Annotated in this window: 16 protein-coding genes and 1 riboswitch; of the genes, 11 read left to right on the forward strand and 5 right to left on the reverse strand. The window is 39.7% G+C overall.

Annotated features, from left to right (window positions below; translation table 11 throughout):
• Positions 1 to 57: 57 nt before the first annotated feature.
• Positions 58 to 171, reverse strand: a riboswitch (TPP riboswitch).
• Between the two features lie 113 nt (positions 172 to 284).
• The 3 genes from BN997_RS10570 (at position 285) to BN997_RS10580 (ending at position 3001) form a co-directional block, all read left to right on the forward strand.
• Positions 285 to 1337, forward strand: a complete 1053-nt coding sequence (locus BN997_RS10570) for a LytTR family transcriptional regulator DNA-binding domain-containing protein (RefSeq protein WP_042532081.1) — start codon at positions 285 to 287, stop codon at positions 1335 to 1337.
• A 111-nt stretch (positions 1338 to 1448) separates the two neighbouring features.
• Positions 1449 to 2297, forward strand: coding sequence for an ABC transporter ATP-binding protein (locus tag BN997_RS10575; protein ID WP_042532083.1), 849 nt, complete (start codon positions 1449 to 1451; stop codon positions 2295 to 2297).
• Positions 2294 to 3001, forward strand: a complete 708-nt coding sequence (locus tag BN997_RS10580) for an ABC transporter permease (protein WP_042532085.1) — start codon at positions 2294 to 2296, stop codon at positions 2999 to 3001. The genes BN997_RS10575 and BN997_RS10580 overlap by 4 nt, the downstream gene beginning before the upstream one ends.
• A gap of 162 nt (positions 3002 to 3163) precedes the next feature.
• On the opposite strand, the gene BN997_RS10585 is transcribed toward BN997_RS10580, so the two are convergent.
• Positions 3164 to 5035 (reverse strand): beta-glucoside-specific PTS transporter subunit IIABC, encoded by a 1872-nt coding sequence (locus BN997_RS10585; protein ID WP_042532087.1) that lies wholly within the window; start codon positions 5033 to 5035, stop codon positions 3164 to 3166.
• 454 nt (positions 5036 to 5489) lie between these two features.
• Between BN997_RS10585 and BN997_RS10590 the strand changes: the two genes are divergently transcribed.
• The 4 genes from BN997_RS10590 (at position 5490) to BN997_RS10605 (ending at position 8884) form a co-directional block, all read left to right on the forward strand.
• Complete coding sequence (locus BN997_RS10590) at positions 5490 to 6014, forward strand: GNAT family N-acetyltransferase (protein ID WP_042532089.1); 525 nt, start codon at positions 5490 to 5492, stop codon at positions 6012 to 6014.
• 195 nt (positions 6015 to 6209) lie between these two features.
• Positions 6210 to 6617 carry a DUF2569 family protein gene (locus BN997_RS10595; protein ID WP_042532091.1) on the forward strand — a complete coding sequence of 136 codons (408 nt, stop codon included), beginning with the start codon at positions 6210 to 6212 and terminating at the stop codon, positions 6615 to 6617.
• Positions 6618 to 6716: 99 nt separating this feature from the next.
• Positions 6717 to 7637, forward strand: coding sequence for a LysR family transcriptional regulator (locus BN997_RS10600; RefSeq protein WP_042532093.1), 921 nt, complete (start codon positions 6717 to 6719; stop codon positions 7635 to 7637).
• Between the two features lie 110 nt (positions 7638 to 7747).
• On the forward strand, positions 7748 to 8884 hold the full coding sequence (locus tag BN997_RS10605) for a 5-methyltetrahydropteroyltriglutamate--homocysteine S-methyltransferase (RefSeq protein WP_042532095.1): 1137 nt from the start codon (positions 7748 to 7750) through the stop codon (positions 8882 to 8884).
• A gap of 242 nt (positions 8885 to 9126) precedes the next feature.
• Here BN997_RS10605 and BN997_RS23835 read toward each other — a convergent pair whose 3' ends face one another.
• The gene (locus BN997_RS23835) at positions 9127 to 9210 is read right to left on the reverse strand and encodes a putative holin-like toxin (RefSeq protein ID WP_226894940.1); all 84 of its coding nucleotides are present in this window, start codon (positions 9208 to 9210) and stop codon (positions 9127 to 9129) included.
• A gap of 276 nt (positions 9211 to 9486) precedes the next feature.
• On the opposite strand from BN997_RS23835, the gene BN997_RS10610 reads away from it, so the two are divergent.
• Positions 9487 to 10623, forward strand: coding sequence for a 5-methyltetrahydropteroyltriglutamate--homocysteine S-methyltransferase (locus tag BN997_RS10610; protein WP_042532097.1), 1137 nt, complete (start codon positions 9487 to 9489; stop codon positions 10621 to 10623).
• Between the two features lie 154 nt (positions 10624 to 10777).
• Here the strand turns inward: BN997_RS10610 and BN997_RS10615 are convergent, their stop codons facing one another.
• From BN997_RS10615 to BN997_RS10625, 3 genes are all read right to left on the reverse strand, one after another.
• A complete protein-coding gene (locus BN997_RS10615; protein WP_042532099.1) occupies positions 10778 to 11263 on the reverse strand; it encodes a YtxH domain-containing protein in 486 nt (161 codons plus the stop codon).
• Positions 11264 to 11329: 66 nt separating this feature from the next.
• Positions 11330 to 11527: a DUF2188 domain-containing protein gene (locus tag BN997_RS10620; RefSeq protein ID WP_042532101.1), complete on the reverse strand. Its 198-nt coding sequence runs from the start codon at positions 11525 to 11527 to the stop codon at positions 11330 to 11332.
• A 214-nt stretch (positions 11528 to 11741) separates the two neighbouring features.
• Positions 11742 to 12038, reverse strand: coding sequence for a TIGR04104 family putative zinc finger protein (locus BN997_RS10625; RefSeq protein ID WP_042532103.1), 297 nt, complete (start codon positions 12036 to 12038; stop codon positions 11742 to 11744).
• 187 nt (positions 12039 to 12225) lie between these two features.
• Here BN997_RS10625 and BN997_RS10630 point away from each other — a divergent pair, with 187 nt between their 5' ends.
• The 3 genes from BN997_RS10630 to BN997_RS10640 all read left to right on the forward strand — a co-directional run bounded on the left by BN997_RS10630 (position 12226) and on the right by BN997_RS10640 (position 15065).
• Positions 12226 to 13647 (forward strand): MDR family MFS transporter, encoded by a 1422-nt coding sequence (locus tag BN997_RS10630; RefSeq protein WP_042532105.1) that lies wholly within the window; start codon positions 12226 to 12228, stop codon positions 13645 to 13647.
• 65 nt (positions 13648 to 13712) lie between these two features.
• The gene (locus BN997_RS10635) at positions 13713 to 14624 is read left to right on the forward strand and encodes a phosphotransferase family protein (RefSeq protein WP_042532107.1); all 912 of its coding nucleotides are present in this window, start codon (positions 13713 to 13715) and stop codon (positions 14622 to 14624) included.
• A 15-nt stretch (positions 14625 to 14639) separates the two neighbouring features.
• Complete coding sequence (locus BN997_RS10640) at positions 14640 to 15065, forward strand: NUDIX hydrolase (RefSeq protein WP_042532109.1); 426 nt, start codon at positions 14640 to 14642, stop codon at positions 15063 to 15065.
• Positions 15066 to 15123 lie beyond the last annotated feature (58 nt).

A 15123-nucleotide genomic window follows, 5' to 3' on the forward strand; every position in this document is an offset into this window, starting at 1 on the left:
AAAAATAAAAAATCAGGCTTTATCGAGAAGCCTGATTTGGTATACTGAGAGTAATCATATGTTGATTGACTACTTCCCTACGCTGGTATTAGCCAGATCAGGTTTGTAAGAGTCGGAAAGTAAGCATGCTTCCCTCTCAGCCCGCGATGTTGGGCTCCCCTAGTAGTTGCTTTTCATTATTATCTTTGAGTCTACTGTATCAAAGATTCAACGGTTTGTCATGAAATAATCATTAGACTGCAAGCTCATATAAAGGATGTTATCAATAGAAAGAGGAATGAAACATGTTAAGCATAAACGGAATGGAATATCGTCAGGGAGACCAGACCTTATTTCCGAAAATAGATATAGAAGTAAAACCTGGAGAAATAAAGGCAATTCAATCCACTGTTAATATACGTGCGGTGTTGCTGCAGATGATTATCGGAAAAGAAAATGTGCGGAATGGATCGATTCAAATCAAGCAACAGACATTACAGGAGGATAAGCAGAAATACGTTTCTTCTTTAGGGATTTGCTGGTATGAAGAGGGCATTTATGAAAGATTGAAGGTACAGGAATATTTGAAATTTATCGGCTCTTTATATCAAAGCAAGACTTCCATAAAGGAAGTACTATTGCAAATCCAACTGGAGGAAAAAGCGAAATGGAAGATGCATCAGCTCAATCGTTCTGAAAAGCGTCGTGTTCAGTTTGGCAGAATATTAATGCAGGAGGCGGAAGTGGTTATCTTCGAAGAGCCTGAGGTCAATGTAGATTTAGAAACGAAACGGGTCCTCCATCAATTTGTCGAATTGCTGCAGAAACAGCAAAAAGCGGTATTGATTTTAACGACAAGTACGGAGAGTGCTGTGACCATTTCGGATACGGTCTATCGTCTAAATGAGCAAGGGATACAGCAAATGGACGTGGAAACAGAGGAGAAAGAACGTTTAACCTCCACAGAAACAAATGTTAAAGAAACAGCAGAAGAAGCGGTTCAAATAAAGCAAACTTTCCAGTTAAATAAAATCTCCGCAAAAGTAGAGGATAAGATTATTTTATTTGATCCGCAGGAGATTGATTACATCGAAAGTCAGGAAGGACAATCCTATCTGTATACTCGCGGAGAGGGGTTTCCTACAGGTTTTACCTTAAAAGAATTGGAACAGCGCTTGTCTCATCAAGGATTCTTTCGCTGTCACCGTTCTTATATTGTGAATCTTCAAAAAATAAGAGAAGTAATTACATGGACGAGAAACAGCTACAGCTTATCTCTTGTAGATAAAAAAAGCTCTGAGGTTCCATTATCGAAATCAAAGTTGAACGAGCTGAAAGAATTATTGGGGGTAGAATAAGCATAATTCAATGTGATATATACTCCATTCGTCGAAAATATACTGCACCATTGTTGAAAAGAAGCTATTCTGTAGTCACAGGCAACTTAACTGATACAGGAGGTTTCAGGGATGGAGAATATGATTGAAGTGATATCTTTAGAGAAGATTTTTGGTAAAAAGCAAGCATTAAACAATGTTTCTTTTCAAGTGAAAAAGGGTGAAACATTTGGGTTTTTAGGTCCGAGCGGCTCTGGGAAAACAACAACTATAAAAATTTTAACTGGACAAATGAGGCCGACAGCAGGGACAGCGAAGGTCTTTGGAGAACCTGTTTCCAAATTAAATACACCGGAATATCGAAAACGCTTTGGGGTTGTGACGGATAATAGCGGTTTATACGCACGGCTGACTATTTATGATAACTTAAAGCTTTATGCAGATTTATATGGTACATCTTTACAGCGGATCGATGAGGCGCTGGAAGCAGTTAATTTAGGTTCGGAGAAAAAAACACAGGTTGCTAAGCTGTCTAAAGGAATGACACAGCGCGTATTATTGGCAAGAACACTTTTGCATAAGCCTGAGTTGTTATTTTTAGATGAGCCGACATCGGCATTGGATCCTGCGAATTCAAAACATATTCATAACGGTTTAAAAGAACTGAATCGACAGGGAACGACTATTTTTCTGACCACGCATGATATGGAGGAAGCAGATCATCTATGCAGCCAGGTAGCCTTTTTAAATAAAGGGGTTGTCCAGCTTTTAGACGAACCAAAACAGCTAAAAAAACAGTATCGGGAAGAGGTAATTGGACTCGAACTGAAAGATGGGCGAGAATTGGAGCTTCCACTTCAATCATCTAGTGCTGAGGAAATTCAACAATATATTTCCCGGGAAATGGTGGAGCGGATTTATACAAAAGAACCAACATTAGGAGATATCTTTGTTGAAGTAACAGGGAGGGAACTGGTATGACATTTTCTGTAAAACGATTTATGGCCATTTTTCAAAAGGATTTAAAAGATTTATATCGAAATATGTATGTTTCGTCTACTGCATTGATGCCGCTTATCTTTGCCGTCATATATGGTCGAATGGATAATGTAACGATAGAGATGCATTTGTTTGTCATCAGCATGTCGCTTGCTTTAGTTGGTACTTTCCTGCAGTGTGCGATGATAGCAGAAGAAAAAGAGAAAAACACGTTACGCGGTCTGATGCTTTCCCCGGCAACATTGACCGAAATATTGTCGGGAAAAAGTGCAGTAACGATTTTGATTACCGTGATTGTAACGGGTATCAGTATGTTTATTATGGATTTTTCTTTCTCCGGCAGAATCGGTTTAATGGCTGGAATTGTTCTGTCCTTGATTTTCTTTATTGCATTAGGTACATGGATGGGCTTAATTACTAGAAGTGTGTTAGAAGCATCTGTATATATCCTGCCTGTAATGTTTATATTTGGGATGGGAAATATGTTTATTATGTTTGCGGAGCAATATGCTTTCTTACAAATATTAGAATATACACCAGGACTCCAGCTGCAGGAAATTGTAGAGTTGGAAGATGCAGGAGCTGGGTTTGGAGAGTTGTGGAAGCCATTTGCCATTATTGGAGCATGGGCTGCGGCGATGGTAGTGTTGGCTGCCGTTACATTTAAGAAGCGAATGATGGATTAACCGGGTTATGAAAGATGAAGTAAATACGTTTTATTAAGAATAAAGTCATTTGAAGAGCGAGAGGAGCTTCATTAATGGCTTTTTCTTTTTATGATTGAAAAAAGCCTCCAAACTCCGGACCTTAAAGGAAGGCAGGAGTTTGGAGGCATAGCAGCTACTTACTTATACAATTGCCCGAATAAAATCATCATTCGCTTTTACTTCTACATCATCCGTTACAATAAGGTCTGTGAACTTATCTGTATTCGTGACAATAACTGGGGTTGTTACATCAAATCCTGCTTCTTTGATTTTTTCAATATCAAACCGGATCAGTGGATCCCCTTGTTTCACAGTGTCTCCTTGCTTTACCAGCGCTTCAAAGTGTTTTCCTTCTAGCTGTACCGTGTCTAAACCAACATGAATCAAGATTTCAGCCTGATGTTCCGATGTGATTCCAACAGCATGATGGGTTGGGAAAATAGCGGAAATCTCGCCACTCACTGGTGCCACAACTTCACCGACTGTCGGCTCGATAGCAGCTCCTTTTCCCATTGCTTCAGAGGAGAAGGCTGGATCGTTTACGTCGCTTAAAGGCTTGACGATACCTGTTAATGGACTTCTGATGGCTTCTTGTTCGATTAATTGTTCTTTTTTCTGTGCTGGCTCTGATTCTGCTGCCTTTGCAGGTGTATTCTGTTCTTTTTCGTTGCCAGCGGCTTTTTTGTCCGTTACTTCAAAACCGAAAACTAATGTTAATATCAAGCCAATTGCAAATGCTATTAATACTCCTATTAGGTAGGTTCCGATAGGAGAGAATGCAGGTATAGATAAGAAACTAGGGAAAGCAAATGCAAGTGCTTCAGATCCTAGCATACCATTAACTGCACCGCCAATGATACCGCCGGCAAGCAGATAGATAATCGTCTTGCGATAACGCAGGATAAGTCCGTAAAGAATTGGCTCTGTGACGCCGCCAAGGGCACCTGGTAACATCGTAGAACCAGCTAATGCTTTTAATTTTCTATCCTTTGCCCGGATTAGGATTCCGAGTGCTACACCAATTTGCGCGAACACTGCAGTTGCAAACATCGGTGTCAGCGGATCGCCGCCAGTTGCAAGGTTTTGAATGGAGATTGGAACAATTCCCCAGTGTAAACCAAACAATGTCAAGAAGGACCAGCCTCCGCCTAACACAGCACCCGTTAATAATCCGCTTCTTTCAATAAGAAATTCGATGCCTGCTCCAATACCATCTCCTACATATGTTCCAAATGGTCCGAAAATCAGCACAGCTAACGGGAAAGCAATCAGCAGCGATAGCATAGGGACCAAAAACATTTGTAAATCTTTATGAATAATCTTTCTTAGGCCTTTATCGAGTAAAGCATAAATTAAAATGGCAATAAAGATAGGGAATACCGTAGAAGAATAGTCTACTACAATAGCGGGTATTCCTAAAAAGGATGCGTTCGTATCAATTAGACCGGTTAGGTTTGGTTCTAATAAGGCCGCTCCGATTGACGCACCTACAAACGGATTTGCTCCCAATCGATTAGATAATGTATAACCTATAAATACTGGCAGGAAATAAAATATAGCGTTACCGGCAGCTGATAAAATCAAATAGGTGCTGCTTTCTTCACTGAGCACTCCAGTCATCGTTAGTACGATTAACAGCGCCTTCAACATACCTGCGCCGGCAAGTGCTCCTAATAAAGGAGAAAATGTTCCTGATATCACATCAAAAACCTGTGCTACCCAATTCGCTTTTTCGCCGCTGTCATTATTATCATCCTGCTTGTTTTCCACATTGGTATTTTTTGCAACTTCTTTATATACCTCGGATACATGCGGACCGATAACGACTTGGTATTGTCCGCCGCTCTGGACAACGCTGAGTATTCCGTCCATTTCCTCAAGTACCTGCTTGTTTGCTTTCTTGTTATCTCTGAGTTGAAATCTTAATCGTGTGGCACAGTGGACGACATTTTTAATATTCTTATCGCCGCCGACGTTTTCCACGATGTCTTTTGCCAGTTTTTCGTAACCCATTTGTATTCCTCCTTGTATATTTTAGAATGTAAAGTTCGTTAAAAAGCTGCGTAAATCTTATATAGTTTGGACGTCTTCCCCTGCTTCTATGTGAAAGGTAAGTTATATCCAATAAAAAAACCTGACAAAATAAAGTACACGAATCGTGCTTTATCTTGTCAGGTTATGCCCTCTAAAGGTTACATTCCTTTAAATCATGTATGCGGTTTTAATTTTTATAACATTGACAATATATCAAAGAAGGAAAAAGAAGTCAACTGTTTGAATTGGGGAATTGTGCAGGTATATTTAGGGCGCAGCAGTACGTTTTTGGGATTGTATATTTACAAGGGAGCAATTATTGTTAGAAATAAATAAAACAGATGTATAATTTAAAATAAAAGATACATTTTGTCTTCTCCACGCTTAGAAAGCCATCGAAGAAAATGTAAAAATAATAAAAGCAGGTGCTGTCATGAACATGGAAATGAGAAATGGAACGCTCGAGGATGTTGAAGGTATGATGCAAATAATTAACCGTGCCAGAAATAAACTGGCTGCATCTGGATCACCACAGTGGTCTGATGAAGATACGCCGAAAGAGGAAGACATAAGAAGGGAGGTAGAAAAAGGAAATAATTATCTATTTACGATAAATGAGCAGATTATCGGTACAGCAATCATAACGAATGAAGAAGAGCCGGCTTATTCCTCCATAAGATATGGGGATTGGGATACATCACAGGAGGATAACTATGCGACCATTCATAAATTCGCTATTAACCCTGACATTAACGGGAAGGGCTACGGAAAAATGTTTATGAAGCTGCTGCTGTTTATGTGTGAAGAAAAGGGTATCAAGGAAATCCGGATCGATACACATCCAAAAAATCGGGCAATGCAGCATGTTATTCTGTCTGCGGGGTTTAAGTTCAAGGGAATCATCCAGCTTCCTTTTGAGAATGGAGAGAGGTATGCGTACCAATTATTTTTAACGTGATATAAATCGATATTTTTATAGAGAAGAACCATCCGTAAAACTCTCCCTGAGTGAAGTTTCGTTTTATAGAAAACACATACCAAAGGAAGGATGGATAAGAAAATCTAAAAAGAGTTGAGCAGTCTAATACACAGTTGAAGGAATATCCTGAATTTGCTATATTTATTTTAATTGAGCAAAGAAGGGGACGTAGCAGTGGAAGAAAAAAAGGAAGAACATCAGTCAGCATTTCAAACTGATTCTCGTTATGCAATCGTTGCAGGATGGCTTATTATTCCGGCAATTATGATTTTGTTCAGTATCATTTCGGTAGTATTACTTGTCATCGCTATCAATCCTGCTTCTTTAGGGACTTACAGTTTAGTTGTATACATAACAAGCATCATTCTGTTTTTCTTTTATCTATTTATCATTTATACATGGATCAAAAGGAAACAAATATTACCAAAGCTAATGATAACAGCTTATAGTATCAATATTTTATCGAACATACCTGCTATATTTGTAGAAGGAGAAATGCCCGGGGGCGCTATCTTAATTAACCTTATTTGGATTGGCTATTTTATCAGATCTAAACGAGTCAAGGCAACGTTTACCCAATGATGTGATTCTAGCAGCAAAGTGTGCATAGAATGTCCGCGTTGCTGCTAGGATGTTGTGGTTTAGTAAACGGAAAAATTAAACCAGAGGAAGGAGAAAGAAATGACCTTACAGCAATTAAAATATGTGATTGAAGTAGCCAGAAGCCGTTCGATTTCCAAAGCAGCCCAAGCTTTATTTATCAGTCAGCCGAGCTTATCCAATGCGTTAAAGGAATTGGAAAAGGAAATCGGCGTCAAAATATTCTCGCGTACAAACAAAGGAATCCACGTGACCAAAGAAGGGTCTGAGTTTTTAGGCTATGCCAGACAGGTTTTAGAACAGGCGGAATTGCTGGAAAACCGTTATTCTAACAATGCAGCGCCGCAGCATCATTTTGCTGTATCTGCGCAGCACTATGCTTTTGCGGTTAGTGCCTTTGTACGCCTGTTAAAAGATTATGACCGGGACGAATATGATTTTACATTTCGGGAAACAAGGACGTATGAAATTATCGAGGATGTTAAAAATTTAAACAGTGAAATCGGGATTATGTATATCAACGATTTTAATGAGCAGATTATCCGTAAATTTTTAAGAGAAGGAAATTTAGCCTTTCACCGTTTATTTGAGGCAACACCCCATGTGTTTATCAGCGGGGATAATCCATTGGCGAAGAAAGCGTATGTGACGCTGGAGGATTTGGAGCCGTATCCTTATTTGCTGTATGAGCAAGGGGATTATAATTCATTTTATTTTTCAGAGGAGATTTTAAGCACGCTGACCCGACCGAAAAATATTCATGTCCGCGACCGGGCAACGATGTTTAATCTGCTGATTGGCCTGAATGGTTATACGATATCGACGGGAGTTATCAGTCAGAGGCTGAATGGAGATAATATTATTGCGGTTCCGTTGAAGGTTGATGAAGTCATTCATGTTGGCTATATCGTTCATAAAGATATTGAGCTCAGCCCAATGGCGCAAACCTATATTGCCTATTTACAGTCCAGTATTGAAGAAGAAAGACAAAGTTTGCCGTAGCCCTTGATATAGTTAAAAGCTATATTGAACGATAGATTTTAGGTGTTATCTGATATCGGGATCTCTGTGATAGACTAATCTCAACCAATGAAACGAAGGAGAGATTCGTAATGACAGTAGCGAGCAAAGAGGGCGTACGTGCAGAAACACCATTCCGATTTGATAATGTGGGAAGCTTCCTGAGACCGGGAAAATTAAAGGAAGCCCGTGAAGCTTTTGCAAAGGGAAGCATCTCGGCACAGGATCTAAAAGCTGTGGAAGATGAAGCAATCAAGGATTTAATTCAGAAGCAGAAAGAAGTCGGCTTAAAAGCAATTACAGATGGAGAATTCCGCCGTTCCTGGTGGCATCTTGATTTTATGTGGGGACTTCAAGGGGTGAAGAAGCAAGAGCTTAATCAAGGATATCAATTTAAAGGTGAAGAAACGCGTGCGGAAACAGCTCGTTTAACTGGTAAAATTAGCGGAGAAAACCATCCGTTTGTTGAGCATTTCCAATTTATACAGCAATTTGCTGATGAGGAAGTCGTGGCAAGACAAACGATTCCCGCTCCAGCGCAATTTTTATCTGAATCCCAGCGTCCGGATAATGCAGAAACGACGAAAAGTATCTATCCAGACCTGAATGAATTCGTGGAGGATATAGCTGCAGCTTATCGAAAGGTTATTGAGGATTTATATGCAGCGGGCTGCCGGAATCTGCAGCTGGATGATTGTACGTGGGGAAGGCTTGTCGGTAAAAACCACTGGACCAGCTGTGAAGATGATTCGAATATAGAAGAAATCGGTTCATTATACGTAGTCTTAAATAATAAAGTCATTGAAAATCAACCAGAAGATTTAATCATTACCACCCACGTATGCCGAGGAAATTACCATTCTAAATGGTTTTCATCCGGGGCCTATGATGCCATTGCCAAACATTTATTTGGCAGAGAAAAAGTAAAAGCATATTACTTAGAATTTGATACCGAACGTGCCGGCGGATTTGAGTCTCTCGTTAACGTTAGTGACGATAAGCTTATCGTATTGGGATTATTCTCTTCTAAGTTTCCGGAGCTGGAGGATAAAGCCCAAATCAAGAAACGCATTGAAGAAGCTTCGAAATATGTGCCGCTTGAGCGTTTATGTGTCAGTCCGCAATGCGGTTTTGCTTCAACAGAAGAAGGAAATATTCTGACGGAAGAGCAGCAATGGGACAAATTACGTTTAATAAGGGAAGTTGCTGAGGAAGTTTGGGGGAAATAAAAGAAGAACTAGTGCACAGGCTGGAGTTTCCAGTCTGTCTCTGTTCGGAGATGCAGTGTTCACGAGTTATTTGAAAAAACTTTTAAAAATCAAAAAAATAGGGTATAATAAGTATAGAAGTAAATATAATAGAAGTACTGTCCGTGGTGTCACACGAACGGTAAGTCAATAGCAAGGCTCCCTTTTAAGGGTCAGCATGTTAAGGGAAATAATCCACCTTGGTCGCTAAACTCAAGGGTGGATTATTTTTTGTGATTAAATGACAGCACCGCAATAATTAAGGAAGCAAAAGCTATTGCTAGCATTAAACTTTCAAAAACTGTCATACAGCACCACCCCCTTTCGATAGGGAATGAGCTGACCACCCTCGAAGAAACCGTATACTATTGTTTTATTATTATAACATAGAATTAATTTAATAGGTGTTATTTATAGAATGTAGGTTCGTATTTGCTGCTGCTATCAAACTACTGTGGAATACTTTCTATTAGCACTTTGATATAGGAAAAAACTATAACAAACGATAGATTTTAGGTGTTATCTGATAGTAAGCTTTCTGTGATAGACTAATTTCAACCAATGAAACGAAGGAGAGATTCGTAATGACAGTAGCGAGTAAACATGGCGTACGTGCAAAAACACCATTCCGATTTGATAATGTGGGGAGCTTCCTAAGACCGGAAAAACTAAAGGAAGCCCGTGAAGCTTTTGCAAAGGGAAGCATCTCGGCACAGGATCTAAAAGCTGTAGAAGATGAAGCAATCAAGGATTTAATTCAGAAGCAGAAAGAAGTCGGCTTAAAAGCAATTACAGACGGAGAATTTCGCCGTTCCTGGTGGCATCTTGACTTTATGTGGGGACTGCAGGGGGTAGAGAAGCAGGATATTAAAAAGGGCTACCAATTTCAAGGCGAAGAAACACGTGCGGAAACAGCCCGTTTAACTGGGAAAATCAGCGGAGAAAATCATCCGTTTGTTGAGCATTTCCAATTTATACAGCAATTTGCCGATGAGGAAGTCGTGGCAAGACAGACCATTCCTGCTCCGGCACAATTTTTAGCAGAGCTGCAACGCCCGGAAAATGTAGAAATAACCAATCAGCTTTATCCGAATCAGAATGAATTGGCAGAAGATATTGCAGCGGCATACCGTACCATTATCCAAGATTTATATGAAGCAGGGTGCAGAAACTTACAAGTAGATGACTGCACATGGGGAATGCTTGTTGATGAAAATTATTGGGCAAGCCGTCATGATGGAGCAAATGTAGAAGATATCGGAACACTTTATGTGAATTTAAATAATAAAGCGATTGAAAACCATCCGGAGGATCTAATCATTACAACACATGTGTGTCGCGGAAACTATCATTCTACATGGGCTTCATCAGGTGCTTATGACACCATTGCTAAAATTCTATTTGCGCAAGAAAAAGTAAAAGCATATTATTTAGAGTTTGATACCGAACGTGCCGGCGGATTTGAATCTCTCGTTAATGTTAGTGACGATAAGCTTGTCGTATTGGGATTATTCTCTTCCAAGCTTCCAGAGCTGGAGGATAAAGCACAAATCAAGGAGCGTATTGAAGAAGCTTCGAAATATGTGCCGATTGAGCGTTTATGTGTCAGTCCACAATGCGGTTTTGCTTCAACAGAAGAAGGAAATATTCTGACGGAAGAGCAGCAATGGGCTAAATTACGTTTAGTAAGGGAAGTTGCTGAGGAAGTTTGGGGGAAATAAATATGTTTGGAGGCAGGCTGAGGGAATCCAGCCTATCTCCAAACAAAGTGATGTATCCTCAACTACACATTTTTTCTGATTAACCAATTTTTAATAAAAGCATCCATCTAACGTAAATGTAGAAAAGGAAGTGCTGCTCCGAGCGCTTCCTTTTCTACATTTTGTTAATGGGTTCGTCTAATACATGATGATCAGTATTGTTTGAGGAACTATTCGATTTACTATCTTTCTTCATCTTTTTTCCTGTTTTCACTGTAGTGTTTTTTGCTTCATCAATGTCGGATTTGGCATCTTTTATCCCTTCTTGTACATCTTTTGCGTGGTCGCCAAGCTCTTTTGTATCTTCAACAATATTTTTAGCCGTTTCTTTTATTTCCTGGCCTTCATTAGCCCAAACGTTTTGTACTTTCTCCAGTGCTTGCTGTGCACTTGATAGTGTTTGTTTCGCATTTTCTATTAGATATTGTTTTGTACCATTTGGATCATCTTTGATTTTTTGAGTATATGACACAACAGAATCTTTCGCATTCATGGAAGTATCTTTTACTTTACTTTTTGTTTTCGGGTTCAGCAGGATGAAGGAAATACCAGCTATTGCTCCAGCCCCTACTAGTAATCCAAACTTGTTGTTTTTTTCCATTGTCTACCTCTCCTTTCTTTATCGATTTAATAAACTTGTTGCTTTACGGTCAAAACATAAAAAATCCTAGAATCGTTTTTCTTCTTGGATGTTGTCGTCCTTGTCTCTGATTTCCACCTTGCTTGGTGTATTCTCTTTCGCCATTTGCTCTGCAGCAGAAAGCGCATCATCTTTTGAACCATATACTTCTTCAGGTGCGACATCTTCCAGTTTTACATACCAGCTTGTTTCATTTGCATCCGGTACGACACTAAATGTTTTCATCTTGCCCAACTCCTTTATTACGATCTTATGGGAGGTTTACCCTCAGTTGGAGTAAGTAAAACATGCTATACGGAGAAATTTCATCATTTCTTCCTGTGAAGGATACTATGGTGGAATTGAAATATTGATATGGAAGCATGGATGGGCAGACGTCTGGTCGATTCTAATAGTGATTTCATTTTCTTCAGCTTGAAATGTCGTAATGTGTATAAAGTCAAAAGAAAAATTCCTCTGTACTTGTCAGTTTTAATACAGCAGGGAAAAGGCTAAGAACAATAATGCTTCCTAAAATCAGCCAGCTGAAAATAAACCAAAAAGGTACATTAAAAAAGTTTAGAAGAAGGGCAGCTAAAGGAATAATCATTAAAAAGGAAAACTGTATTCTTGATTTGTTAGTGGCATATTGCTTTTCCTCACAATAAGGGCAACTATATGCGGTATCTAAGGTAGTGGTTACTTTCATGGTTTGTTTCCACGTCCATTTTCGGTGACAGTGCTGGCACGTTGGCATTAACATTACTCCTCTCAGCAGGTAATATATATAAATTGTAACATATGGAAAAATGACTTTTCATTTCTTAACAAAAAGGATAAGAAAAAAGCTAGCATCTTTTTCGCTTTTCCTTTAATCTATAGTAAGCTGTTTATTATTTCGAGAATCAAAATACAAATTTAACTGCAAGAAGGGATACAGATAGATGAATCAAATACATCGACCGACCGTTGTGGCGCTTTTGCTGGCAGGGTCTTTTATTTCTATTTTAAATCAGACATTGATGATTACAGCGATACCGCCAATTATCAATGAAATGGGTGTGACACCGAACAGTGCACAGTGGCTGACTACGGTATTTATGCTGGTAAATGGGATCATGATCCCCGTCAGTGCTTTTTTAATTGAACGTTTTACAACGAGGCAGCTCTTTTTGACGGCAATGAGTGTGTTTGCTGTGGGAACATTAATTGGAGGACTAGCGCCGAATTTTGAATTTTTAATTATGTCCAGAGTCATTCAATCCATTGGCGCCGGTGTGATGCTGCCATTAATGACAACTGTGTTTTTATTGATTTTCCCGATTAATAAAAGGGGATCCGTGATGGGATTGATTGGTTTGGTGATTTCCTTTGCACCGGCAATTGGACCTGTTATTTCAGGGTGGGTGACAGAGCATTATTCCTGGCGTGTACTGTTTTATATTATTTTACCAATCGCTATTATTGATATTATTATTGCTTTCTTTGCCTTACGTAATGTAACGGAAGTGAAGAAGACCAAGTTTGATGTCTTTTCTGTAATTCTATCGTCCTTTGGATTTGGCGGAATTCTTTATGGGGTAACCAATGCCGGAAACTTTGGCTGGGCAGCACCGATTACACTGGTAACTTTAGCTATCGGTATTCTTTCTCTGATTCTATTTATTTTGCGCCAGTTAAAACTGAAATATCCAATGCTTGAATTTAGAGTGTTTAAGTATGCTATCTTCCCATTCAGTGTCTTTATTGGTTCAATTACGTTTATGGGACTGATTGGATCAGAGACCTTGATTCCGCTGTATATGCAAAATATGCGGGACTTCACTGCATTTGAAGCTGGGCTGTCGATGCTCCCGGGTGCTTTGATTACAGGTATTATGGGACCGATTATCGGCAGGATTTTTGACCGGGTTGGCGGGAAATGGATCGTGCTGCCGGGACTTATTATTGTGACGTTAGCGACCGTTCCATTTATGTTCCTTCATGTTGAAACGACCTTTACCTTTGTAATTGTAATGTACGCTGTACGTATGTTTGGATTTGCACTGATTATGATGCCGATTCAGACAGCGGCATTAAACCAGCTGCCAAGAGAGCTTATTCCGCACGGTGCTGCATTAGACGGTACGATGCGTATGGTGGCAGCTTCTGTGGGTACTGCGATCCTTGTAACGATTATGACATCTGCAGCTACGATGACAGAAGGCAGTGAAAACATTGTCCGTCCGGATATTTTCGGGGTGAATGTAGCCTTTGGCGTGATTGCTGTGCTGTCTTTATGTACGTTAATTGCTTATTTCTTTATCAAATTCGATCCATCTCCTGTTGAACAGGCGAAGATGGACAGAGAAAATAATGTATCATGATTAATAAAAATCCTCGTTTGCTTTTGGAAGTAGCGGGGATTTTTTAATAGAAAAGGAGAGATTCCATGGTTCAACTTCCTGAAAGATTAAAGAACTGGATTGTTTCTCACTTTCCAAAGGAAACAGCTATTCAGCATATTTATTCATTGAAAGGAAGCACCACAGCTGCGATGTATGCAATAAACCTTAAATTGCCGACTGGTGAAATGAAAGAACTGGTATTACGGCAATACGAAAAGAGCCAGTTTACAGCAAAAGAAATCAAACAAGAAGCAGACAGCCTAAAAGCAGCAGCATCTTTATCTATTGAAACACCGCAATATATTGCAGCTGATCCAGAAGGAGAAATAATCGGCAAACCGCTTCTCTTAATGAGCAAAATGGAAGGCAAGGTAGATATATTGCCGGCGAATCAAGCTGCATGGTTGAATCAGCTTGCAGAAGCATTAGCTCAGATACACCACAATACAATAAATCATTTTCCCTGTAAGCATAAGCGTTATCAAAAAGCAGATGAAATTGAAATTCCGATCTGGTCAAGGAAGCTTGAAGTATGGGAGGCTTTAAAAAAGGTTGTGTTGCGTCCAGAACCGAGCTATACACCGGTGTTTATTCATCGCGATTTTCACCCGGCCAATGTACTTTGGAAGGATGCTGAGGTGAACGGTGTGGTGGATTGGGCCAATGGCTGCTTAGGTCATACTGGAGTGGATGTGGGACATTGCCGCTGGAACCTCGCCATGCTTTATGGTGTAGCAGCTGCAGATACTTTTTTGGCAGTTTATCAAGAGAAGATGGGGAGTCATTTCTCCTATGATGTTTATTGGGATATTGTTTCCTTAATGGATGTGTTAGAAGGACAGCCGGAAGTTTATCCTGGCTGGGAAGTCTTTGGGAAAACGGATATTACGGAGGAAGTAATGATAGAGAGAATGGATGAATACGCAGTTTCACTGTTAGAAAAAGCGATGGAATAGAGGAGGATAATGAAGATGGAAAGAGTAGATGTGGTCTATGCGTTGATTTTAGACGAGACAGAAGAGAAGATTTTAATGGTGCAGAATATAAAGCATGATAATTGGTCGATGCCTGGCGGGGCAGTGGAAGCTGGAGAAACATTAACTGAAGCAGTTATCCGTGAAGCGAGAGAAGAAACAGGTTTAACGATTGAAGCGGGAGACATTCTTGCTGTAAATGAAGCATTTATGGAAAGGTTCAATCACCATACCATCTTTTTTACGTTTATGGCTAGGGTTGTTGGTGGAGAAATTCTAATACAAGATACAGAAACAATTGCGGATACCGCATGGATGAGTATAGATGAAGCAGATAAATGGATGCCTTATCATAAAACGGGGATTCGAAGCCTGTTGGAAAAGGCTGTTCCTTATACGTTTCAGGGTGTGGAGAAGTATTAAGATGGAGTATGGCGATTCAATGTTGCTATGCTCTTTCTTTATTATTGTTTAGATAATA

Source organism: Oceanobacillus oncorhynchi (assembly GCF_000821065.1).
In the GTDB taxonomy this organism is placed as follows: domain Bacteria; phylum Bacillota; class Bacilli; order Bacillales; family Amphibacillaceae; genus Oceanobacillus; species Oceanobacillus oncorhynchi.